Source organism: Mobiluncus porci, assembly GCF_009695935.1.
Taxonomy (GTDB): Bacteria; Actinomycetota; Actinomycetes; order Actinomycetales; family Actinomycetaceae; genus Mobiluncus; species Mobiluncus porci.
On record NZ_VUMY01000018.1, the window covers coordinates 31,482 to 53,758 of the forward strand.

The 22,277-nt window shown below is 55.4% G+C and carries 17 protein-coding genes and 3 tRNA genes; 11 read left to right on the plus strand and 9 right to left on the minus strand.

Going from position 1 to position 22,277, the window contains the following annotated elements; genetic code table 11:
- The first annotated feature begins 9 nt into the window (after nt 1-9).
- Both glmU and FYJ63_RS09280 read left to right on the plus strand, forming a co-directional pair.
- On the plus strand, nt 10-1,509 hold the full coding sequence (gene glmU / locus FYJ63_RS09275) for a bifunctional UDP-N-acetylglucosamine diphosphorylase/glucosamine-1-phosphate N-acetyltransferase GlmU (protein WP_154546021.1): 1,500 nt from the start codon (nt 10-12) through the stop codon (nt 1,507-1,509).
- Between the two features lie 81 nt (nt 1,510-1,590).
- Nucleotides 1,591-2,562 (plus strand): ribose-phosphate diphosphokinase, encoded by a 972-nt coding sequence (locus tag FYJ63_RS09280; RefSeq protein ID WP_154546023.1) that lies wholly within the window; start codon nt 1,591-1,593, stop codon nt 2,560-2,562.
- A gap of 96 nt (nt 2,563-2,658) precedes the next feature.
- Here FYJ63_RS09280 and FYJ63_RS09285 read toward each other — a convergent pair whose 3' ends face one another.
- Complete coding sequence (locus FYJ63_RS09285) at nt 2,659-3,399, minus strand: nitroreductase family protein (protein WP_154546025.1); 741 nt, start codon at nt 3,397-3,399, stop codon at nt 2,659-2,661.
- A 319-nt stretch (nt 3,400-3,718) separates the two neighbouring features.
- Here FYJ63_RS09285 and FYJ63_RS09290 point away from each other — a divergent pair, with 319 nt between their 5' ends.
- From FYJ63_RS09290 to eno, 5 genes are all read left to right on the plus strand, one after another.
- Nucleotides 3,719-4,348: a 50S ribosomal protein L25/general stress protein Ctc gene (locus FYJ63_RS09290; protein ID WP_154546027.1), complete on the plus strand. Its 630-nt coding sequence runs from the start codon at nt 3,719-3,721 to the stop codon at nt 4,346-4,348.
- A gap of 49 nt (nt 4,349-4,397) precedes the next feature.
- Complete coding sequence (gene pth / locus FYJ63_RS09295) at nt 4,398-5,066, plus strand: aminoacyl-tRNA hydrolase (RefSeq protein ID WP_154546029.1); 669 nt, start codon at nt 4,398-4,400, stop codon at nt 5,064-5,066.
- A gap of 53 nt (nt 5,067-5,119) precedes the next feature.
- Nucleotides 5,120-8,719, plus strand: coding sequence for a transcription-repair coupling factor (gene mfd, locus FYJ63_RS09300; RefSeq protein WP_154546031.1), 3,600 nt, complete (start codon nt 5,120-5,122; stop codon nt 8,717-8,719).
- 36 nt (nt 8,720-8,755) lie between these two features.
- Nucleotides 8,756-9,292, plus strand: a complete 537-nt coding sequence (locus FYJ63_RS09305) for a hypothetical protein (protein ID WP_277028310.1) — start codon at nt 8,756-8,758, stop codon at nt 9,290-9,292.
- Nucleotides 9,293-9,406: 114 nt separating this feature from the next.
- Nucleotides 9,407-10,687 (plus strand): phosphopyruvate hydratase, encoded by a 1,281-nt coding sequence (gene eno, locus FYJ63_RS09310; protein WP_154546033.1) that lies wholly within the window; start codon nt 9,407-9,409, stop codon nt 10,685-10,687.
- 56 nt (nt 10,688-10,743) lie between these two features.
- Here eno and FYJ63_RS09315 read toward each other — a convergent pair whose 3' ends face one another.
- From FYJ63_RS09315 to FYJ63_RS09325, 3 genes are all read right to left on the minus strand, one after another.
- Nucleotides 10,744-11,850, minus strand: a complete 1,107-nt coding sequence (locus FYJ63_RS09315; RefSeq protein WP_154546035.1) for an endonuclease/exonuclease/phosphatase family protein — start codon at nt 11,848-11,850, stop codon at nt 10,744-10,746.
- Nucleotides 11,847-13,601, minus strand: coding sequence for a mechanosensitive ion channel family protein (locus FYJ63_RS09320; protein ID WP_154546037.1), 1,755 nt, complete (start codon nt 13,599-13,601; stop codon nt 11,847-11,849). The genes FYJ63_RS09315 and FYJ63_RS09320 overlap by 4 nt, the downstream gene beginning before the upstream one ends.
- 171 nt (nt 13,602-13,772) lie before the next feature.
- Nucleotides 13,773-16,076 carry a cell wall-binding repeat-containing protein gene (locus tag FYJ63_RS09325; protein WP_154546040.1) on the minus strand — a complete coding sequence of 768 codons (2,304 nt, stop codon included), beginning with the start codon at nt 16,074-16,076 and terminating at the stop codon, nt 13,773-13,775.
- Between the two features lie 342 nt (nt 16,077-16,418).
- Here FYJ63_RS09325 and FYJ63_RS09330 point away from each other — a divergent pair.
- The 4 genes from FYJ63_RS09330 (at nt 16,419) to FYJ63_RS09345 (ending at nt 17,430) form a co-directional block, all read left to right on the plus strand.
- Nucleotides 16,419-16,491: transfer RNA gene (locus FYJ63_RS09330), tRNA-Glu, on the plus strand.
- Between the two features lie 23 nt (nt 16,492-16,514).
- Nucleotides 16,515-16,588: transfer RNA gene (locus tag FYJ63_RS09335), tRNA-Asp, on the plus strand.
- Between the two features lie 30 nt (nt 16,589-16,618).
- Nucleotides 16,619-16,694 (plus strand) — tRNA-Phe (locus tag FYJ63_RS09340).
- A 151-nt stretch (nt 16,695-16,845) separates the two neighbouring features.
- Nucleotides 16,846-17,430: an isochorismatase family protein gene (locus FYJ63_RS09345; RefSeq protein ID WP_154546042.1), complete on the plus strand. Its 585-nt coding sequence runs from the start codon at nt 16,846-16,848 to the stop codon at nt 17,428-17,430.
- A 79-nt stretch (nt 17,431-17,509) separates the two neighbouring features.
- Here FYJ63_RS09345 and FYJ63_RS09350 read toward each other — a convergent pair whose 3' ends face one another.
- The 5 genes from FYJ63_RS09350 to FYJ63_RS09370 form a co-directional block, all read right to left on the minus strand.
- A complete protein-coding gene (locus tag FYJ63_RS09350) occupies nt 17,510-18,259 on the minus strand; it encodes a hypothetical protein (protein WP_154546044.1) in 750 nt (249 codons plus the stop codon).
- A 13-nt stretch (nt 18,260-18,272) separates the two neighbouring features.
- The gene (locus FYJ63_RS09355; protein ID WP_154546047.1) at nt 18,273-19,058 is read right to left on the minus strand and encodes an ABC transporter permease; all 786 of its coding nucleotides are present in this window, start codon (nt 19,056-19,058) and stop codon (nt 18,273-18,275) included.
- A complete protein-coding gene (locus tag FYJ63_RS09360) occupies nt 19,055-20,023 on the minus strand; it encodes an ABC transporter ATP-binding protein (RefSeq protein WP_154546049.1) in 969 nt (322 codons plus the stop codon). The genes FYJ63_RS09355 and FYJ63_RS09360 overlap by 4 nt, the downstream gene beginning before the upstream one ends.
- A complete protein-coding gene (locus FYJ63_RS09365; RefSeq protein ID WP_154546051.1) occupies nt 20,020-21,171 on the minus strand; it encodes a hypothetical protein in 1,152 nt (383 codons plus the stop codon). Before FYJ63_RS09365 ends, FYJ63_RS09360 begins: the two co-directional genes overlap by 4 nt.
- Before the next feature lie 493 nt (nt 21,172-21,664).
- Nucleotides 21,665-21,841 carry a hypothetical protein gene (locus FYJ63_RS09370; protein ID WP_154546053.1) on the minus strand — a complete coding sequence of 59 codons (177 nt, stop codon included), beginning with the start codon at nt 21,839-21,841 and terminating at the stop codon, nt 21,665-21,667.
- Nucleotides 21,842-22,277 lie beyond the last annotated feature (436 nt).

The window sequence follows — 22,277 nt, forward strand, 5'->3', positions numbered from 1 at the left end:
GAATCACCTTTGACCCAGGTCAGTACCATTGTCATCTTGGCGGCAGGCCAAGGCACCCGAATGAAGTCCAAGAAAGCCAAGGTTCTCCACTCTTTTGCGGGTCGCACCTTGCTCTCACACGCCATCCACACTGCTCTCGAGGTGGAGCCGGAGCGAATCGTTTTGGTCGTTCGTCACCAAAGAGATGCGGTGGCCGAGGAAGCGAAGATCGTCTATCCCGATATCATCATTGCTGACCAGGATGAGGTTCCCGGCACCGGACGGGCAGTTTGGTGCGCCTTGGAGAAGCTGAAAGAAATCGGCGAGGGCCAGACCGGAACCCTGGTCGTCACCTCTGCGGACGTTCCCTTGATGGAATCTTCTACCATTTTGTCCCTAGCGGAAACGCGAGAGGATGAAGGCTCGGCGCTGTGCCTCCTGACTACGGAGATTCGCAATCCCTTCGGCTACGGGAGAATCCAACGTGTTGCTGGACAGGTCGCGGGGATTATCGAGGAGCGCGATGCGACATACGCCCAGAAGCAGATTAAAGAGGTTAACGCGGGTATTTACGCCTTTGACGCGGAGTTTTTGGCCACCGCCTTGCCGGAACTCTCCGCGGACAACAGCCAGGGGGAAATCTACCTGACCGACACGATTAAAGTGGCGCGAAACCAAGGCCGCAAGGTCTCCTCGGTGCTTTTGGCGGATACTGCCCAAGCGGAGGGCTGCAACGATCGCGCGCAATTGGCGGAGCTCCGCGCCGAATACAATCGACGTCGCACCCGCTACTGGATGCTGCAAGGAGTGACGATTATTGATCCCACCTCCACCTGGATTGACGCCGATGTGACGATTGGGATGGACACCACCATCTATCCCAATACTCAGCTTCGTCGAAACACGGTGATTGGAGAGGACTGCCGAATCGGGCCGGACTCGACCTTGATTGATGTCACGGTGGGTGACGGGGCAGAAGTCCTGCGAGTCCACGGGATTTCCTCCAGCATCGGACCGCGCGCCACGATTGGACCATTCACCTATCTTCGCCCGGGGACGAACCTGGCCGAAGAAACCAAGGTCGGCGGTTTTTGCGAGACCAAAAACATCGAGGTGGGACGCGGAACCAAGATTCCTCACCTGTCCTATGTGGGGGACGCTACCATCGGAGAAGGTACCAACATCGGAGCTGCGACGATTTTTGCGAACTACGATGGGGTGCATAAACATCACTCCAACGTGGGTTCTTACTGTCGAACCGGAGCCGATAATGTCTTTATCGCTCCGGTAAATATCGGAGACGGGGTCTACACCGGCGGCGGAACCATTGTCCGCCACGATATTCCCTCCGGTGCTTTGGCGGTAAACCAGTTTGACATGAGGATTATCCCTGATTGGGTCGTGAAGCATCGCCCCGATACGGACGCAGCGCGGGCAGCACAAGGAGAATTTAAAACGACCGATACAGAAAATTCTGGAACCGGCGGTACAGAAATTTCCGGAACGACCGATACAAAAACAGGGCAATGATTTTCTCCTTAACTCTACGGGGTAAACTGTGGAGAGTTAAGGTTAGTCGGAACGAAGCAATCACTAATAGACAGGATAAAGATGGCAGACTTGTTTGAAACGCCGCGGAAACGACTGGTAATTGTGTCTGGGAGGGCTCATCCTCAGTTGGCAGAAGATGTAGCAAAGGCTCTCGACACGGAGGTCTTGCCTACGAGCATTTACGACTTTGCTTCCGGTGAAATTTACGTGCGTTACAACGAGTCGGTCCGTGGCTGTGATGTGTTTTGCATTCAATCTATTGCGGGGGATGTCAACAAGTGGCTCATGGAACAGTTCATCATGGTGGACGCCTTGAAGCGAGCCTCAGCAAAGCGGATTACCGTGGTAGCGCCGCTCTATCCCTATTCTCGCCAAGACAAAAAACACCAGGGGCGCGAGCCGATTTCCGCGAGGCTGATGGCTGACCTCTACAAGACCGCCGGCACCTCGCGCATGATGAGCGTGGATATGCACGCCTCCCAGGAATCTGGTTTCTTCCCCGGTCCGGTCGACCACCTCCAAGCCATGCCAGTCTTGATTGACTACGTGAGGACTCGGGTGGATTTGTCCAACGTCACCGTGGTTTCTCCCGATGCCGGGCGGATTCGGGTCGCTGAGAAGTGGGCTAACCGCTTGGGTGGGTACCCTTTGGCTTTCATCCACAAGACGCGCGACACGACCCGACCCAATGTGGCGGTAGCAAATCGCGTCGTCGGAAACGTGGAAGGGCGGACCTGTGTTTTGGTCGATGACCTTATCGACACCGGCGGGACAATCGCCGAGGCAGTCGGGGTTCTCAAGACCGCGGGAGCGAAAGATGTTCTCGTTGCCGCCACCCACGCGGTGTTTTCCGATCCGGCAGTAAAGCGCCTGAGCGAATGCGGGGCGCGGGAAGTCATTGTGACCGATAGCGTGCTGGTTCCTCCCGAAAAGCAGTTCCCGCAATTGACGGTGCTTCCGATTGCGCCTTTGTTGGCGCGTGCAATACGCCAGGTATTCGAAGAGGGGTCCGTAGCGGCGCTGTTTGAGTAATTGGCAAGGCTCGCTGGAGATTGTACCGTTCGGTTTAATTAATTGTACCGGTCAAATTAATTGTACTGACTGGTTCAAAACTATCAGATGCGTTTCCTAGAGTAAGAATCCTTGGGCCCTGATGGCCTCCAAGAGTTGCGGTCCTTTCGGATTGTCGCCCATTTTCTTGAGAATCTGGTTCGTAAAGGTATCCTCGCGTTGGTTTTTCGTTCGTAGGTCATAGTAGTTGTGCATTTCCTGGTCGTATTCGGCCAGAGCCTCGACCCAAGAATCAGGAGCCTGGTAAGTGTCGGTCATTACCCGCAGTCCCGCTGGGATCCGTGGTTTTAGTTCCGGTTCCTCATTGGGGTAGCCCATGATAAGACCGATCGCGGGAAAGGTCAGGGGAGGCAATCCGAGAATCTCAATCGTCTTCGCGGGGTTGTTGAGGATGCTTCCGAGAATCGTGGTTCCCAGTCCGGCACTTTCAGCCGCTACGACCGTGCTTTGGCACATGAGGATAGCATCGGTGAATCCCTCGCGGAAATAGTCAATATTTCCGGCAGTTTCGGGGGTGGCCCCCAGCTCGGAGCGAATCGAGGCCGCGCGGGCGCAGTCGACGAGAAAAACGAGATACTCGGGTGCTTCCGCGGTGTAAGCCTGGTTGGAAACCTCTGCCAAGGCATCCCGCTTGGCCTGGTCTTTTACGCGAATTACGGAAGCATTTTGAGTGGCGCGAGAGCTTGCGGTGTGGATAGCGGCTTCGAAAATATCATCCATCAGCTTTTCGGGAACCAAAGTGTCCTGGAACTGACGAATAGTGCGGTGATTCTGGAGATTTTGGATGGTTTCATTCATGGCTTTATCTTTTCATAAAAAGTAGTTTCCAGGTAGAGATGAATGCGCTACGGCTGAATTGGCGAATCTGGAGGGGAGTCGCTAAACTTGTAGGGTTGCCTCGGCGAGGGGGAGCGAATGGCGCAAGCAGACGCTTGCTGAAAAGCATCGAAAGCCCAGTCGCAAACCGTTATCGACGCGGCCCGAATTATCTACGGGACTGTCAGCCTGCCGCAACACGGCAGGCTATTTTTGTACCAGGCGTTACAGACTTTCTCAAAATGATTCAGCGGTCCAGCCGAGAATACGAAAGAAACATGAGCCGGAAAGGACTGAAATAATGGCTGAAACCAATACTTTGAAAGTTGAAAAGCGCAGCGACTTTGGTAAGGGATTTGCGCGTCGCGCTCGCGTCGACGGAAAGATTCCCGCCGTGGTCTATGGTCACGGAGTGGATCCGATTCACCTCGCGTTGCCCTACCACGACACCTTCCTCTTGGTGAAAGATAACCCGAACGCGGTTATCTCCTTGGAAGGACTGGAAACACCTACCATGGTTCTCGTGAAAGACATTCAGCGTCACCCCTTGAAGCGCACGCTGATGCATATGGATCTTCTCATCGTGAAGGCTGACGAAAAAGTGGACGTGGAAGTGCCGGTCGAACTGGTTGGTGAACCGTTGCCGGGCTTGGCTGCCAACCACGAGTTGTTGAATATGGAAATTTCGGCTCCGGTTATCAACATTCCGGAAAAGATCGAAGTCAGCATCGAAGGTTTGGAAGAAGGCACTGTTATCAAGGTCTCCGATATCACTCTTCCGGAGGGCGTCGAAGCCAAGACAGATGCGGAATCCATCGTGCTTTCGATTATCGTTCCGCAGGAAGTGGAGATTCCGGAAACTACCGGCGAAGAAGAAGCCGGTGAAGAGGCTGCTGGCGAGGAAGCGGCCGGAGAAGCCGAAGCCGAGTAAGTTCGGCTCGGTAGCTTGACTACTGACCGAGTGGAACGACCGTTACACAATGAGTCCAGCACACGAAACCCGCCTCGACCCTTCCCGTCTCGATGACGGGAAGGGTCCCTGGCTTGTGGTTGGTCTGGGGAATCCGGGTCCGGAATATGTCAATACCCGTCACAATTGTGGGTATATGGTTACGGATCGCTTCGTCCAGACTGCCTCCGGAGCCTACCGGAATCAAGCTTTGGGGCGGAGCGGCACCGTAGCGAGAGTGGCGGACGTGAGACTCGGTTACGGCATAGGCACGCCCCAAATTATCGTGGCCCATACGGGAACCTATATGAACACCTCCGGCCCCGCCACGGGAGAACTCCTGAAGTTCTACAAGATCGGAGTGGAGCGGCTCCTCGTCGTTCACGATGATATAGACCTCGAATTTGGCGTGGCGAAGCTCAAAGTTGGCGGGTCAGACGGAGGGCACAACGGGTTGAAATCCATCCAAAAAACCCTCGGAACCAAGGATTTTGCGCGCTTGCGAGTCGGGGTGGGGCGGCCCGTGAGGGGGCCTCTCGGAGGTGACGTCATCAACTGGGTGCTAGGTCGTTTTCCCAAATCCGAAATGGCCGACCTCAAGCAGGTTATTGACCGAGCGGTACAATGTATTTACGATGTCGCGGAGGGTGGTTTGGCTAAAGCACAGGCGCGGCTCCATCTGGGGAACCCCAAGAAGTAAAGCTTGTGAGAAGTGGTTTTAGCGAGGAGCCAAATAGTCAGTAGGCTAGAGCTATGAGTTTGCGGGGGTTGCTGGGTTCCATTGAGACCTCAGATTTTGAAGGTGCCAATGAAATTGTGGCACCGAGCGGGTTTTATGCCCCACTGATCGCGGCACTCCCAAGACAAGACCTCACGGTTATCTTGACGCCGAGCGGGAGGGGAGCCGAAACCTTAGCGCGCGAACTGAGAGTCTTTACCGATGGGGTTGAGGTGTTTCCGGACTGGGAAACTCTTCCGCATGAGCGTTTGTCCCCGCGGACAGACACAATGGCACGCCGGATTTGGGCCCTGCATCGATTGACGAATCCCGAATCATTTGTAACAGTCGATACAAAAAATTCTTTACCGTCCTCGAAAGCGTCTAAGTCGCAGTCTTCGACAGTCAGTAATGAGGTAACACCAGGCCATTTGCGAAACACCTTCACGATTACTCCGCTGGAGCCCGTTCACTATCTAGTGGTGCCAATGCGAGCCGCCTTGGCGCCGGTAAATGTGAAGATTCTCGACTATCCGATTTTCGAAGCGGAGGTTGGGAAACTCTATGACCGAGATACAATGGCGCAAGATCTGTCATCTCTGGGCTATGAACGTGCGGAATTGGTGACCGCCAGGGGACAGTTCGCCTTGCGTGGAGGGATTGTGGATGTTTTTCCCGCAGTTAGCCCCCATCCAGTGAGAATCGAGCTATTCGGAGATGAGATAGACTCTATTCGCCCGTTTACGGTGGCGGACCAGCGTACTTTTAACCAGTCGTTACAAAAAATTGTAGCGCCGGCCTGTCGGGAGCTTCTGCTTGATGAAGTGGCCAAAGAGAAAGCCGCTGCTCTCGCCTCCGAGATGCCTCAAGCCGCCGAAATCCTCAATCTCGCCTCCCAAGGCATCTATGCTGAGGGACTGGAATCGCTGGCTCCGCTGTTGGGAGCCGAACTCAAACCCCTATTTGAGCTCCTGCCTCGCGGTGCACGCCTGATTGCTACCGACCGGCCTCGTTTGGAGGCCAGAGCAGCAGAGCTGGGAGAAACAACCCAGGAATTTCTGGCTGCATCCTGGTCTGCGGCTGTGGAGGGCGGAGAAATCCCCCTGGAGGTCCGCAGCGCTTCCTTCTTGAATCTGGAAGAGCTCCAGGTTGCCGCGGCGAAGGCGCGGATGAAGACGCTTTTCGTCTCGCCCTTTGCGACCACGGATGATGCCATCCAATCCGGGGCGGAGATTATTGAACCCGCCACAGCGGGTGGTGATACTGGACTGATTGGTCAAATTTCGGAGCGGTTCCGTGACGGGTGGACCGTCGTTATTGCCGTATCTGCAAAGGGGATGGCGGAGAGGCTGAAGGCGCTCCTGGAAGAGCACGAGGTTCCGGCGAGGGTGGTTGCGGAGGTGGCTACGCAATCTGGGTACGGTTCCGCAGTAGTCCAGGTGACGGTGGCGCCGTTGGAGGAAGGCTTTGCTCTCCCCGCAGCCAAACTCCTCGTCATCTCCGAAGCTGAGGCGCTTGGGAAACGAAAGTCCCGTCACTCCGGCCAGAAGCAAAATCTGCCGAGCCGGCGGCGAAAAACCATTGACCCGCTCACTTTGAGTAAAGGTGACTTCGTCGTCCACGTCCAACACGGCATCGGGCGCTTTGTGAAACTGGAAAAACGCACTATCGGGCGCGGTGACAAGGCCACCTCCCGCGAGTACGTGGTTCTTGAATACGCGCCTTCCAAGCGCAACGGCCCGCCGGATCAACTCTGGATTCCGACTGATTCTCTTGATCTCCTCAGTAAATATGTCGGCGGAGACCAGCCGACACTCTCCAAGATGGGCGGATCTGATTGGGCAAAAACCAAGCAAAAAGCCCGCAAAGCAGTAAAGGAAATCGCTCGCGAACTCGTGAGACTCTACGCGGTTAGGCAGGCGTCCAAAGGCTTCGCTTTCAGCCCTGACACCCCTTGGCAGCGAGAGCTCGAGGATTCTTTTGAATTCGTGGAAACTCCGGATCAACTGACGACCATTGATGAAGTCAAGTCCGACATGGAAAAACCCATTCCCATGGACCGGCTCATCTGTGGGGATGTGGGATATGGCAAAACTGAAATCGCGGTGCGAGCGGCCTTCAAGGCGGTCCAAGACGGCAAGCAGGTAGCGGTACTTGCCCCGACGACACTGCTGGTGAGTCAGCATTTAGAGACTTTTCAAAACCGTTTCGCCGGTTTTCCGGTCACCGTGGAGGCGCTGTCGCGTTTTACTACCGCGAAAGAAGCCGCGCGCATTAAGGAAGACCTGCAGGCCGGAAAAATCGAGGTGGTTATCGGCACCCATTCCCTGTTGTCCGGCAAAGTGCGGTTCAAGGATCTCGGTCTCGTCATCATCGATGAGGAGCAAAGATTTGGGGTGGAACACAAGGAGGCCTTGAAAGCCTTGCGGGCGAATGTGGACGTGTTGGCCATGAGCGCGACGCCGATTCCGCGAACTTTGGAGATGGCCATTACTGGCATCCGCGGACTTTCCACCTTGACGACACCGCCGGAGGATCGCCACCCGGTTTTGACCTATGTCGGAGCCTATTCCGATAAACAGGTCGCCGCCGCAATCAGGCGCGAAATGCTTCGCGACGGCCAAGTTTTCTTTGTCCACAATCGCGTCCAAGACATCGGGCGCGTGGCCAAGCACCTCCAGGAACTTGTCCCCGAGGCACGCATCCGCGTTGGCCACGGACAAATGCCGGAGGCCCAGCTCGAAAAGGTGATGGTGGATTTCTGGAACCAGGAGTTTGATGTTCTCGTTTCAACCACCATTGTGGAAAACGGTCTGGACGTCACGAATGCGAACACGATTATTGTCGACCGTGCGGAGAGAATGGGGTTGAGCCAGCTTCACCAGTTGCGGGGGCGTGTCGGGCGTGGAAGAGAACGCGGATACGCGTATTTCCTCTATCCCAGTGACTTGAGCTTGAGTGAAACTGCATTTGAGAGGCTGAAAACTATCGGAACCAACACGAGTCTCGGATCGGGGATGGCCATTGCCCAAAAGGATTTGGAAATTCGTGGGGCCGGAAACTTGCTGGGTGGAGAACAGTCCGGCCACATTGCCGGAGTCGGCTTTGACCTCTATGTTCGCATGGTGGGAGAGGCCGTGGCGGCATACAGCGGCAAGGAGCAGCCCGAGGACACGAGCGTCTCCATTGAACTTCCGATTGACGCCTATATCCCCGAGGATTACTTGGACGTCCAATCTCTGCGTTTGGATGCCTACACTCGCTTGTCGAATGCGACTCGGGACGAGGAAATCGACCAGTTGCAAGACGAACTGAGAGACCGGTACGGGGAACTTCCCGAGCCGGTGGAGCGCCTCGCGCAACTGGCGAAACTGCGGAATCTCGCGAGAGCCCAAGGCGTACACGAGATTACGGCGCGCGGGAAGTTTATCCGCTTCACTCCCGTGGAACTTGCTGATTCCCAATTGGCGCGGTTGAAACGGCTCTATCCCGCGGCGCGCATCAAACTTGCCACCCGCGAACTTTTTGTTCCCGCTCCGGTGAAACGAGACGGGCTTGCCGAGGCGTCGGTGGTGGATCTTGAATTGATGGAGTGGATTGAGAAAATCATTAAAACGATTATTAAGCCGTTTTGATAGGATAGCCATTGTTGGCTCTCTGAAGGAGAAAAAGTGAAACACAGCAAGTCTTTTCGGGTAATAACAGCAGGTGCCACCCTCGCCATGGTGGGGATGGGTTTGGCCGGCTGCGAGGCCAAACCGGGAATCGCCGCCTACGGTGATGATGTGGTCGTTACGGAGCAGGAACTGGGTCAGGTTACCGCCGAAATGGGGCAATACCTCATGGTAGATCGGGCTAGCATCCTGCAGCTCCTTTTGGTTCTCAACAGTGGCGGGCGCGAGGCCCTGGATGGCTGCCCGACGTGGGAAGATATACCGGTAAAGGATCTCAATATTCCGGCTGATGCCAAGTTGTCCCAGGATTCGAAAGATGCTCTGACCTTGAGCCTCTGTCAAGCCCTGGCGGATCCTGCTCAGGCGGAGAACCTGGGATTGCCGGTAACATCCCCAAGTACCGTCGAAGCCATTGCTGCCGCCGGAGAGAAAGCACAAAACGACGCCTCCATACGGTATTCCAATCGGGAACAGGCGGCGCTGAATTATCTCCGGCAACAGCAAGCCCAGCAACAAATGACGATGCCACAATAAAAACTCTCACTTTTTTACACTGAACCTAGTGACAAAACAGGGAAAATGCACAAGAATAGAAGTGTGCCGGAGAAAATCTGGACTGAAGATAAACCCTGAAAGCTAGGAGTTAAATTGGCAATCATTGAAAGCATTTATGGCCGCGAAATCCTCGATTCCCGTGGCAACCCCACGGTTGAAGTTGAGATGGAACTGGAAGACGGCACCTTTGCTCGCGCCTCGGTTCCATCCGGCGCTTCCACCGGTCAGTTTGAGGCCGTGGAATTGCGTGACGGCGATAAGGGTCGCTATCTCGGCAAAGGAGTTTTGAACGCGGTCAAGGCCGTGAATGAAATTATCGCCCCCGAAATTATTGGGCTGGATTCGCTCGACCAGCGCGCTATTGACCAAGCCATGATTGACTTGGATGGGACCGACAACAAGGGCAAGTTGGGCGCTAACGCGATTCTGGGCGTTTCTTTGGCTGCGGCTCACGCTTCCGCGGCTTCGCTAGACCAGCAACTCTTTGCCTACCTGGGCGGCCCGAATGCCCACGTCCTGCCGGTTCCGATGATGAACATTTTGAACGGCGGATCCCACGCGGATTCCAATGTGGACATTCAAGAGTTCATGATTGCGCCGATTGGGGCGCCTTCCTTCAAGGAAGCGTTGCGGATGGGCGCGGAGGTCTACCACTCGTTGAAGGCTGTGTTGAAAGACAAGGGTTTGGCTACCGGTCTTGGCGACGAGGGCGGCTTCGCACCGAACCTCGACTCCAACGCCGAGGCCTTGGACTTGATCGTGGACGCGATCTCTAAGGCGGGCCTCAAGCCCGGCAAGGACGTGGCGTTGGCGCTCGACGTGGCGTCTTCCGAGTTCTTCAAGGACGGCAACTACCAGTTCGAGGGCGAAGGCCGCGACACCGCGTTCATGGTTGATTACTATGAGAAGCTCATCTCGAAGTACCCGATTGTTTCTATCGAAGACCCGCTCTCCGAGGAAGAATGGGATGCTTGGAAGAAGCTCACCGACGAGATTGGCGACAAGGTGCAGTTGGTCGGCGACGACTTGTTCGTCACGAACCCGGAGCGTTTGAAGAGGGGCATCGATAACGGTGTCGCTAACGCTTTGCTTGTGAAGGTCAACCAGATTGGCTCCTTGACCGAGACCCTGGAAGCCGTCGAGATGGCTCACCGCGCGCAATATCACTCGATGACCTCGCACCGCTCCGGTGAAACCGAGGACACCACGATTGCTCACCTCGCGGTGGCTACCAACGCCGGCCAGATTAAGACCGGCGCTCCGGCTCGTACCGAGCGTGTCGCGAAGTACAACGAGTTGCTTCGCATCGAGGACTTCCTCGAGGACGCTGCCGTTTACGCCGGTCGCGGCGCCTTCCCGCGCTTCCAAGGCTAGTCTCCAGCCGCGATAACTTAATCAGTTTGGGCCGCGGGAATACCCGCGGCCCAAACTCATTTAGCGGGCTTGAGATCGTAGATGACCGCGAGATGGTCGGAAATCGGCATTCGTATCGTGCGCGGTTCGGCGGCAAAGGTCCAGCCGCGAGCCAGAAGCTGGTCTAACGGAATCCAAGCCTTCTCGGAAGGATAAGAGGCGACCAGGCCGTGAATCTCGGGCAGCATGGCTTCATCGAGAAGCTGCAGAGCCTCGGTCGAGGTATCTTCGCGAAGATTGAAATCTCCCACCAAAACGCAGTTGTCGTGATTGAGGTCGAAAACCGATCGCCAAGAGCGACGCAGTTGGCTTTGCGCCACCCCACGATGAGTCTCGAGATGGATATTTCCAATCGCGACCGTCCCAAACGGGGTCAGCACGCGAGCCGCCTGGAGGACGCGCATCTGGCCAAAAACCAGTTTGACTCCGGCAATCGCCTGAGGCAGGGAACGCAAGCCGGCGAGAAGTCCCTTCGAGAAACCCGTCCAGGTTCCGCGTCCCCAACGCAGTCGGGGACGGGCCTTACCGAGCCGCTTGAAGTGCCATGACTTCACCGGCCAACGCGACATCATCGCCAGCCCGTAGCCATTCTCGCGCGTGATATGGGCGTGAAGCGGACGGCGATGGACGGTATAAGCCGGACCAGCCCAGGCAGCCGCCATACGCCAGTAGGGCATTCCCAGGGCCTCAGACAGAAACTCGGCTTGGGGAATGTAGCCGGAACGGCGTTGGCCCTTGTCGACCTCTTGGAGACAAACCACATCCGGATTGAGTTTCCGGATGATTCTAGCGGTGTCCTCCAGAGCCTTTTTCGCCACCGCGGCACGCGCACTGAGCGAGCGGGGACCGAGCAGTTGCGCGAGACCGCGGGTGAGCCAATAGACCCCCAGCTCCTTGTCGTTCCAAGGAAGCTTGAGAGAACCCACATCGGGGTCTGACCAGCCGGCTTGGGGAGTGCCGTGTTCGATATTGAAAGTCACCAGGCGGAGAAAATCCCGCGGCGGCGCTGGTTCCGTCTCAGTCTTAGCTCGAGAACGGGGAGCTTGGCGGGGACGGCGGATTTTTTCGCTGAAGCTCGAGGAGATTTTTTGAGCGAGCGGTTTAGTGGCCTTGGATTTGCTCATGAGGCGGCCTCGCTGTTCGTGGAGTCGGATTTGGTCTTGGCGTCCTCCTCGGGAAGGCTATCGCTCGGGGTTTTGCCGGTGGTTTGGGGGAAATCGTTCGCAGGGGCCTTTGGTGATTCCTCCTGGTTGGCCTTTGGTGAATTCTCCTTAGTGGCCTTTGTTGAATCCTCCTTCGCGGAATCATTTTCGGGCTCAGCAGCCGCATCCTCCGCCTCCCGCTTCGGGCCGACAACCTTCTCGCGCCGGGCATCCGCATCAGGGGAACCCGAATAGAACCTGTCTGAAGAAATCGTCGCGGTGGTGGACAGGAGCTTCGTATCCGCCAAAGAATCCCGTCCCGAGGGTAGGGTTCCCGCGACGTCGTGCTGAGCCTCTTGAGAATCCAACTCTTGAACTTTCTCGCGCCAAGAACGGCGCCGATCCATTAGTTTCCGAGCATATTGGTCCAAGATGGGCTCCCCGTAGGGGTTCGTGGAAGTCGCGGAGGCCTCGGAGGCTGAAACCGCCTTCTCGCGTCGCCTCGCGTTTTCCTGGTGGGCTTCGGCAATGACTGAATGGCGCAGTTGGCGATCCAAATCGATTTCGTCAAGAGGCAGTCGGACGGTCTCGATTTCTTCCGGCTCGAGGCGCTGGCGAGGCAGGGCATAGGGAGTCTCGGATTGAATCCAGTCAATCAGATGTTCACGCATATAGCAGCGCAAGTCCCACAAATCGCCCGAGTTGGGGGCGCTCACCACGAGCCGCACCACCATGCCTTCAGGCGAGGATTGAGTCACTTGGACGCTGGCGGTGCGTCCGTCCCACAAATCTGTGTCGTTCAACAAACGATCAACTTCGGTTCGAAGCGAGGCCATGGGAAGACGCCAATCGGCGTGGATTTCCACCGTGCCGAGAAGTTTCGAATCCCGTTTCGTCCAGTTCTCAAACACGTCTTCCGTGAATTTCTTGGAAGGAAGGATGAGACGGCGACCGTCCCACAGCAACACCACGACGTAGGTCAAGGTGATTTCTTCGATATTGCCCATTTCTTTTTCGACCACCACCAAATCGCCGACGCGAATGGAGTCGGAAAAAGCAATCTGGAGGCCGGCAAACATGTTGGCCAATACACCCTGGGCAGCGATACCGGCTATCAAAGAAATCAGACCGGCGGAGGCGAGAATCGAGCCCATTGCGGTGCGGGCCTGGGGGAAAGTCAAGGCAATAATGATTATCCCCGTTACTGCAAGGAAAACTTGGAGTACGCGATGGAGAACTTGGGCCTGAGTCACGAGCCGGTTCGGTTTTTTCGGGTCTTCCCGACGGGCGCGGGTCAGATCCTCCAACACGGCGCACAGGCTCATTAGCCACCAGGTAATGGCGGCTATGGCCGCGATGAGTAGACCGTGAGAAATAGGGCCATACCAGTCGCTGGCAGGGTCGCTAACGCTCCACAGCCAGCCGAAATTGATTCCCAGAATGGCGGAGGCAAAGCCCCCGGAAATGCGGGAGCGGCGTTCAAAGTATTTGATGAAAGGGTGGAGTCTTCCGATTCGACGCAGGAAAAACCCCAGCACCTGGGACAATATCAGCATGGCTAGGGCGCCAACGGCGCAAGCTGCCACAATCGCCACCACGTCGATAGAAGTCTCGATAACCGCCTCCACCCCATTGCTGGGGTTCGGGGACGGGGACGGCGGGGGCGCGGGATCGGTGCGGCCCTGGGGCAGTAGCGAACTGATAGCGAAAGCCGGTAGCGGCAACTTGGTCATAGTGAAATCTTACCGTTTTGGAGGGACAAACCACCGCTGAAAGGATTTTATGGACGACGGAGACGGGTGAAGTTTGGGGTGGGATTCCGAATAACCCCACCCCAAACTGATTTAGTTAGGAGTCGCTGGCAGCAACTTAGTTGCCTAGACTCTAGCGACTTGGTGACCTGGTTACTTGGCGGTCACCAGGGCCGACAAGGCATCGGCAACCACATTCGAAACCGATCCCGTTCCACCAGCAATCACACCATTGGCAGGAGCAAGACGCTTCAACTCTGCCGAGACACTGCCTGGCAAGGCGTTCGGAGTGGTCAGCAACACTGGGCCGCCCTTAGCGCCCGCTGCTGCGCCCGCACTCAAAGCATCCGGGAAGTTCACGCCAGTAGCCACGTAGGCCACCGGAACCGCGGGAGCGAAAGCTTGGGAGATAGCCACGGAGGTGCCGTAACGATCCGCGCCGCTAACCCGCTTGGCAGAAACTCCGGCGGCTTTGGAGACTTCGGCCAACGTTGCGTCAGAAACTGCACCAGCGCCACCGACAACGAAGACCTCGCTGGGAGCCAAACGCTTTAACTCGGCCGCTACGGTTGTCGGAAGCTGGTTGGAAGCCGTCAACAGCACCGGACCAGCCTGTTTGGCGGCCGCGGGCGCCGCGCTCAGGGCGTCAGGGAAGTTCACGCCGGTGGCCACGTAGACGGCCTTGGTCTTTGCGGGGAAGTTCTTGGCGGACAAATCCGCGGAAGTCGCGAAGCGATCCGCGCCGGCAGCGCGGCTCGGGGCCACTCCGGTCAGCGCCTTGGCCTGGTTCAAAACTGAGTCGGCGACGGCTCCAGGCCCACCAACAACGACGATTTCCTTCGGGTTCAGCCGAGACAGTTCCGCGCCAATCTCGCGGGGAATGTAGCTGGGGCGAACCAACAGGACGGGGGCTTTCTGGTTTCCGGCCACCGCGGCAGCAGACAGCGCATCGGGGTAGTTCTCACCGCTCGCAAGGAAAACTTTCGCAGCGCCCGAGGGGAAAGCCTGCTTGGAGAGGGCTGCGGAAGTGTTGTAACGGCTGAATCCGGCGGCTCGATCCAAACCGTTGGCAACCTTGGTTCCAAACCACAAGTCGTCGAGCAAAACGCGAGCCATCTCGGTGTCATCGTAGAACTGGCCACGAACCGGATCGTTTCCAGCAAAGCGCAGCTTGTCGGCACCCGCGCCTTTCATGAACCACGGCACCAACTGGTTGGTGTGTTCATCGTGCAACCAAGTGGCTGCGGGAGTCTCTCCGGCTTTGCCGGTAATCGCGCGGAAGTCTCCCGGGGCAGCCCCAGCACCCATCAGATAGCCGGTTTCGTGGTCAGCAGTGACCACCATGAGCGTTTCGTTCCAGTTGGAGTTCTTTTCAACCCAGTTGATGACCGCTTCGACAGATTTCACGAAGTCGGTGGTTTCCTCGATGGAACGGGCGGTTTGATTGGCGTGACCGGCCCAGTCAATAGCGCCGCCTTCCACCATCAAAGCCACGCCGTTAGCGTTGTTATCCAATACGTTCAAAGCCGCCTTGGTCATGGTTTCCAAGCTCGGAACATTGGCGTTCAACGGGCTCGCGCCCACGGTCGGGTCATCTTTGCCGGCTGCAAAAGGACGGCCCTGCTGTAAGGTGGAGGCAACTTGCGGAATTCCGAAAACCTTGGCCGGAGTATTGCCGGAGGTCAAAGCCTCAAAATCGGCCTTGGTTTCGATGAACTTGAAGCCATTAGCGCTTTGGCGCAGAGCATTGAAATCCGCCTCGGAAATGTAACCGTAGTCGGGAGCGGAGAGTTGCTTCCCACCGTCATCAAAGAGGGGGTGTCCCGGACCCATCACCACATCCATCTGAGAGTAGATTTCGGAGTGGGCGATGCCGTGGTAGTCCTTGCGGGTGGCGTTGTGGACGGCGTAGCCAGCCGGAGTCGCGTGAGAATAGGGAACCGAGCTAATCACGCCGGCGGATTTCCCGAGAGACTTGGCGCGCTCGAGGATGGTCTCGGTGGACATCTTGTTGTTGTCCACGCCGATAGCTGCATTATAGGTCTTGACTGCACCGGAAAGAGCGGTGGCTGCGGCTGCCGAGTCTGTCGGATTGTCCTTCAGATAGTCGCCCTTAGCCCAGGCTTTGGTGGAGTCGTAACTGCCATCAACGGAATAGGTCGAGACTGCTTTCAGATTCCAGCCTTGGAATCCGGGACGGGGCTCGGTGGAGTTCGAGGCAGCCATCTTCGCTTGACCACTGGTGGAATCGACCTGGTAGTAGGTTTTCCCAGAAGTGAAAGCGTTGTACAAGTCGAGCTCGTTGTAGCCCATGCCGTCACCAATCATGACGAAAACGTTTTTAGGGCCGGTAACTGCTGGAGTGGTTACGGCAACTGTGCTGGGGATGGCGACGGAACCGATGAGTGCAATTACGGCGGCTCCAGCGCCAGTCCTGATGAGAAAACTACGAGACATGATTCTCCTTGCTACTTGAATTTGAGGATCTGCCAGGTGGCAGAATCCCCCTCGCAGTTTTGACTTTAATTCGTTGGAACGCGGGCAATCAAGGCAGTTTTGGCCAATGCGGGAAGTCTTGACGCAATCCTAAACTCGTCTTAACAATTGACCGAAAAGACTTAACCGGATTTTCATAAAAACGGGGTAGGGTGACTCTAGTTTTTACTTAGGAATCTGGGGGCTTGGCGGTCTCTCAAATACCGAATAATCAAGACTTTAGAAGGCAGAGAAACCCAGGTTTTGCGATTCTCGCGAATTTACCCTAAACTATTTCAAGTCCCAGCCCACGGGTTAGGCGACGCTCCTATCGTCTAGCGGCCTAGGACTCCGCCCTTTCACGGCGGCAACACGGGTTCAAATCCCGTTGGGAGTACTGCGGTTCTTCGGAATCGCCACGGCCCTGTAGCGCAGTTGGTTAGCGCGCCGCCCTGTCACGGCGGAGGTCGCGGGTTCAAGTCCCGTCAGGGTCGCAGGTTTGGGTGCGATCCACTCGAACCGTTGGCTCTGTAGCTCAGTTGGCAGAGCGAACGACTGAAAATCGTTAGGTCACCGGATCGACGCCGGTCGGAGCCACCAAAAGTCCCGCGAGACGGGGCTTTTTTGGTTTTTAGAGATTCGCTCTCGCCTCCGGCGACTCCGCCGCATCTGAGTCGAATCCGGCAAAGCCTCCAAAGCGTTACTGCCCCAGGCACTATCTAGATAGGATTGTGGTGTCGAAAGGAAGAAGATGCGGGCTTTGATAATTGTCGATGTACAACCGACTTTTTGCGAAGGCGGGGCTCTCGCAGTGGCGGGAGGCAACGAGGTTGCCGAGAAAATCGCCGATTTCGTGACGGAGAACCAGGAGGAATATGACCTGGTGGTAACGACTCAAGACTGGCACATAGATCCCGGCGCGCATTTCTCGGAGACACCGGACTTTGTGGATACCTGGCCGCCTCACGGGGTGGCGGGAACTCCCGAGGCTGAGCTCCACGACGCCATCGCCGACTTGCCCATTGACGATTCCGTCAAAAAAGGACAGCACGCGGCGGCCTATTCGGGATTCGAGGGCGTCAACAAAGCGGGACAGACTCTAGAAGAGATTCTTCGAGCCGCGGGGATCACCGAGGTCGACGTGGTGGGATTGGCTGAGTCGCATTGCGTGAAGGACACGGCTTTGGACGCGATTGATTTAGGCTGGTACACCAGGGTTTTCGAAGACCTCACCGTTCCGGTGACGGCGGAGCTTGGCAAGGCAGCGCGCGAAGAAATGGCGCAGGCTGGCGTCGAAGAGATACCTAGCGAGGATGCCTTCAAAGAAGAGGACTGACCGGGTTTGGGGCGCGCAGTGCTCCAGACACGAGTAATCTCAGCAGAGGACTGCGGGCGCCGGAATCACGCTCGGAAATTTATGCCTGCAACAGCGTGACCTTAGTGCGAAAATGCCCGGCTACCCGGCGCATGAGCAGCAGACTCAACGAAAGAAGGGCGAGGGCAACGAGATAATCAGAGAGGACAAAGACGGGTGCGCCTGATTCAATGCTCTTGAGGCTACTTGCGGGTGGGACGAAGCGCAGAAATCTTTCGATGGTACGCGGATATTCCGAGAGAGGAACTAGAACCCCGACTGCTAGCGGGAGAAAGGGAATGAGGAAATTCAGCGCCGCATAGGGGTCTTGTAAAACGAGAACGGCGATTGCGCACAGTATTCCGAAAGCCGTCCCTGTGAGCAACACGAGGGGAAAGATATCAACTACGCTGATAATCGCTGACCAGACAGGGAATATTAGAGCGAGACAGCCTAAGTTTATTATTCCCGAGGCCGTCGAAATCGCCACTGCCGCAAGAATAACACCGGTGAGGTATTGCGAATCCAACGGGCGATGAGAGATAACCTGCGCTAGAACTCCTGTTTCGCGGTCGTGGGCGAAAGCGGCGACGATGAATGTCGCCGTCATCAACAAGATTGAGAGGAGAAGTCCGCGCAATGCAATATTCGTCGGACTCGGAGAATCAAGGACACGTCCGAGAAAATACGAGGTGCAGACCTCAAAAATCGGAGCGGCAAAGAGCGAGACGAAAAGGGTTTTACGATTCGCAAACATCGCCGAAGAGCGGCATGATAACTTGAAAGTCGTTATCAAACGTCGTCCTAGCATGATGACACCCCTCTCACGCCGTAAACTCTGCTAACTGTGCGGTACGTGTCATCCGTGTGAAGCGACCCATGAGAAACAATCCAAGAAGAATCCACGCAGCGGCTGATATAACAGAGAGACACGCGGAGAATGTCAGTAATCCCAGGTCACTCCCAGGCGTCGACATGACATCGAGGATACGCATTGTCGGCGATACAAACTTGAGGATCCATCCTGCGATTCCCGGCGGCGTGCCGAATACGCCCGACAGGAGAAAAAGCGGCATCAGGAGGAGAGGCTCATAGGCGCCAGCATTCGGAGTCAACACGAACAGTGCGGCTACAACCAGCGCGACACCAAAGGCTCCAGCACAGGTTACGACTATGCCGAGCAGAAGGATTGGAGCGCGCGAAAATACGAGTTCAAATGGTAAGTTTCCAGGACCTGGGGGCAACCAGATTACGAGGGCGATGAAGTACGCGAGTATAGACGAAATCGCGACGGCAAGAACGAGTGCCGCCAGGGAGAGACGCGCGCCGATTCGGGAGATGAAGTGATGCACGAGAGTGCCTTTGAAACGTTCGTAGCGAATAATTCCCCCGGCAGCTGTCACGGTAGTCCACATGCCGATGGCACCTGTTCGGATGAAGGCCGCGTACGGGTCAGAGTCCCACGCATATACAGCGAGACGTTGTGCAATCCCCGAAACCACCGTGGAGACCGTCATTAGTTCGATGAAATACGTGACGCGCAGGAACTGGCGGGTGTGGAAAACTGAGAGGCGCCACAGACGCGCTATTGCGTGCGGAATCCTTGTCATTCCGCGTCCTCGCGCGATAGAAATAGGAAAGCGTCCTGGAGATCTGGTTCGCGATGACTGTGCAACGCGACGGATTGCGGTAGCGGCGTCCTGAGGATGGACAGGTATTGCTTCTCCGCTTGTTCACAATAGTCGCTCCAGTAAGCGCTCAGCAACCATCTGCTTCCGTGGGGACGACGATGAACGTAAGATATTCCTTCCACTTTGAGTAATGAATCATAATCGGGTTGCGCCTTGGCACCTAGTACGGTTTCACTGACTTGCTTCAGACCGGCAGCTGTAACGATATCTGCGACGCTTCCGCGCGCAATAATCCGCGAAGATCGCATTAGGAGCACCCGAGTGGCAAGCTCCGCAACTTCCTCCATCGAGTGACTGGACATGAGGATAGCAGTACCGGTTGCTGCTATCGAGGCGATGAGAGAGCGTAGTCGCAGTGCTACGTTCGGGTCGAGTCCGCTGGTCGGCTCGTCGAGAATAACGAATTTCGGTTCTCCCAACAAGGCGCGGGCGATATGAAGTCGCTGATATTGTCCTCGCGAAAGGGTATTAGCCGCAGATGAAGCCTTTGCCTCCAAATTGACGAGGGAGAGAACCCGAGAGACCTCGGAGCGAAGCTCGCGGTGAGGCACCGCCGCTAAATCGGCAAAGAACAGCAAGTTTTCCGAGACGGAGGCCTTGGGATAGAAACCCCTATCACCTCCAAATGAAAGACCGATACTGCGTCGTGCCCGGTAGGGATGCGAACGGGCATCTATCCCGTCGATGTGTAAAGTTCCAGAAGTTGGCTCCAGTAGCGTGGCACACATTCGCAATAGTGTCGTCTTGCCTGCTCCGTTTAAGCCCACGATGGCAAGGATCTCGCCCGGTTCTACAGAAAAGGAGACGTTATCCACGGCTTTGATTTCTGTCTTGGCGGACGGAAAGGTTCGCGTCAGTCCCTCGGCGTAACACACTGCGTTCATGGGCGGTTAATTTCGAGAAGGGGGAGCGTAAGTCCCAGGGGGTCAGTCTTGAGCAAATGTAGTGTTCGGGTAGCTTCTTGAATATTTCCAATTTTTGATTGTGAAGCAATAAAGACTCTTCGAGATGCAGCAAGAGCGGATATCGCTCCGATTTCAGACAATTTTATAATAGCATATATTGAGGTTCTTGAGGCACTAGGGTAATCTTTTGAAAGATAGTACGTTAGCGCCAACGAAGCGGCTGCCTCACCAATGTACTCGTGTGAATGTTGCGCAGTGTAGTGTAAATTGTTCTCAAGTAGCGTAGCAGCTTCCTGTTGCTTTCCTATCTTTAGCAGAAGTTGAGCCTTGTTGATGTGTACCTGGCTGCGATATCGGTATAGTCGTGATAGCGAGTCGTCACTGTAACTTTGATTGTTTATAGCATACTCAAGCATTTCAAGAGATGAGTTTACCAATTCCATCGCATCAATTATGTTTTTATCTCTCATCAAGACAGCGAGCGCTTTAAGATTAAAAAGCAGGGCAAGCTCTTTTTCAACATTGTTGCGTTGATTACATATTGTGAATTGTGCATCGAGAATCTTTATCGCGTCGTTAATGCGATGCTGCCGCTTGATGAGCGTTGCTGCTAATCGGTGCGAGTAAATGTAACTATCTGAATAATTAGCAGCTAAAGAGACTGCCTTTGTAAAGAATAGCCCAGAATCTTGAGTTGAAGTTGCAGCGCTAATGGTTCCAGCCGCAGATAGGAGTTCAGGATTATGATCCTCTAGTATCTCATTTTTTCTTGTTGTGATGGCTGTACTTGCAGCGTCATAGTTACCGAAAAATAGGATTGCAGCATCAAGTGCTTCCTTAAGGCGATTTATAGGTGTTGAAACAAGACCCGCAGTAATCTCGGTGTCTGTCGCAGGAGTAATTGAACAAATCTTGCAGTGTGCCTGGTAAAAAATTTTAGGGTCAACGATGCGACGAATACCCAAATCTGTGATGTAGATGGGAGCGGCCAATGAGCGCAGGCTCATTGGCGACAATCTTCCCTCAGGTAACCTCTTGACGACATGTAAGCGCTCAGGAAGAGCCGGAGAAAAGTGATGAAAGCGGATTGCGCTTTCTAAAGTTTCGACTGCCTTACCCAGTTGCATTTGAGCTCTTCGGCATCAAGGTTTTTGAGCCGGTGTCTCTGTACCGCCGTAATCCAGCTTCTTTAGCCGTGTGACCATACGACCATTGTTGCACCGTACTGCTTGTCAATCTGCTTCTCAATAGTGGTTGACATATTTGTATCCTCCTATCTGGCAACATTATAGCAGCTCATAATTGTTGTCAAGGGGCTCGCGTACCTGCATATTTAATTCTCGACTTGTACAGGCAAGATGCCGTTGGGATACACGTGTAAAAATATCATCCCGTGCTCTCGGCGGTACACGAGTGTTAGTAAGGCAGCTTGACGATAGTTTCACTGTGATGGGCTGTGTGTTGAGTGCAGGGTAACAAGTAGAAGTCACTACTCAGCATTAGTGCTTGTGGCGCGAAGTGCTCCAGGCACGAGTAATCTCAGCAGAGGACTTCGGGAGCCGGAATCACGTTCGAACCTGTCAACGCAGATAGGGGGGCGTCCCAAGCGATGCTTCTCAGTTACTCATCGGATTTCACTGGCAACGCAGCTTGATTAAGGCGCTTTTTCAGCACGTCGCGCAGAGCCTCGTTGACACTATTTTGGTTTCGCTGAAGCATCTGCGTCCAGAAGTTTCCAGCATCGGCGGCATTCGGTGAGCTTCCCACCATCTTGTTCATGTAGTTCAGTACTGCCATAGCCCCGGTCAGGTGGCATACCTTCACCGAAGCCGTGAACAAAAGCTCTTACACGGGCTATGTGGATGTGCTCCCGATGCTAAACGTGCTCTCAAAACAAACGCCAAAGATGGTGTCATACATGGTGTCAAGCGTCATATAAGGTTTTTAATTCTGCAAACGTGCAGGTCAAGTAGGCCCAGAGGGGCTTTTTCTGTTTGGTGCTTCGGCTAAAACGGCACATCGGTGCCGTTTTTTAACGCCTTCGCGCTGTAACGCGCTGGCTCACGCTCCCTGCGGTTGCTGCCAGCGCGCGACTGCGTCGAGGGTGGGTTAAAGGACAAATTGTGTGTCTGGGGGGTTAGTCCCATGTGTTGTTGTAGGGGGTGGTGTGGTGGAGTTCGTTCCAGATGATTCCGTCGCCCCATCCGGGGAGGCTTCGCCTGGTGATGTGCTG

Excerpts from the sequence above, each read along its gene's own strand:
- FYJ63_RS09370 (WP_154546053.1), bottom strand. The coding sequence starts at position 21,841 with ATGGCAGTACTGAACTACATGAACAAGATGGTGGGAAGCTCACCGAAT.
- FYJ63_RS09325 (WP_154546040.1), bottom strand. The coding sequence starts at position 16,076 with ATGTCTCGTAGTTTTCTCATCAGGACTGGCGCTGGAGCCGCCGTAATT.
- pth (WP_154546029.1), top strand. The coding sequence starts at position 4,398 with ATGAGTCCAGCACACGAAACCCGCCTCGACCCTTCCCGTCTCGATGAC.
- FYJ63_RS09355 (WP_154546047.1), bottom strand. The coding sequence starts at position 19,058 with ATGACAAGGATTCCGCACGCAATAGCGCGTCTGTGGCGCCTCTCAGTT.
- mfd (WP_154546031.1), top strand. The coding sequence starts at position 5,120 with ATGAGTTTGCGGGGGTTGCTGGGTTCCATTGAGACCTCAGATTTTGAA.
- FYJ63_RS09290 (WP_154546027.1), top strand. The coding sequence starts at position 3,719 with ATGGCTGAAACCAATACTTTGAAAGTTGAAAAGCGCAGCGACTTTGGT.
- FYJ63_RS09320 (WP_154546037.1), bottom strand. The coding sequence starts at position 13,601 with ATGACCAAGTTGCCGCTACCGGCTTTCGCTATCAGTTCGCTACTGCCC.
- FYJ63_RS09365 (WP_154546051.1), bottom strand. The coding sequence starts at position 21,171 with ATGCAACTGGGTAAGGCAGTCGAAACTTTAGAAAGCGCAATCCGCTTT.
- FYJ63_RS09350 (WP_154546044.1), bottom strand. The coding sequence starts at position 18,259 with ATGCTAGGACGACGTTTGATAACGACTTTCAAGTTATCATGCCGCTCT.
- FYJ63_RS09345 (WP_154546042.1), top strand. The coding sequence starts at position 16,846 with ATGCGGGCTTTGATAATTGTCGATGTACAACCGACTTTTTGCGAAGGC.
- FYJ63_RS09360 (WP_154546049.1), bottom strand. The coding sequence starts at position 20,023 with ATGAACGCAGTGTGTTACGCCGAGGGACTGACGCGAACCTTTCCGTCC.
- FYJ63_RS09280 (WP_154546023.1), top strand. The coding sequence starts at position 1,591 with ATGGCAGACTTGTTTGAAACGCCGCGGAAACGACTGGTAATTGTGTCT.
- FYJ63_RS09315 (WP_154546035.1), bottom strand. The coding sequence starts at position 11,850 with ATGAGCAAATCCAAGGCCACTAAACCGCTCGCTCAAAAAATCTCCTCG.
- FYJ63_RS09285 (WP_154546025.1), bottom strand. The coding sequence starts at position 3,399 with ATGAATGAAACCATCCAAAATCTCCAGAATCACCGCACTATTCGTCAG.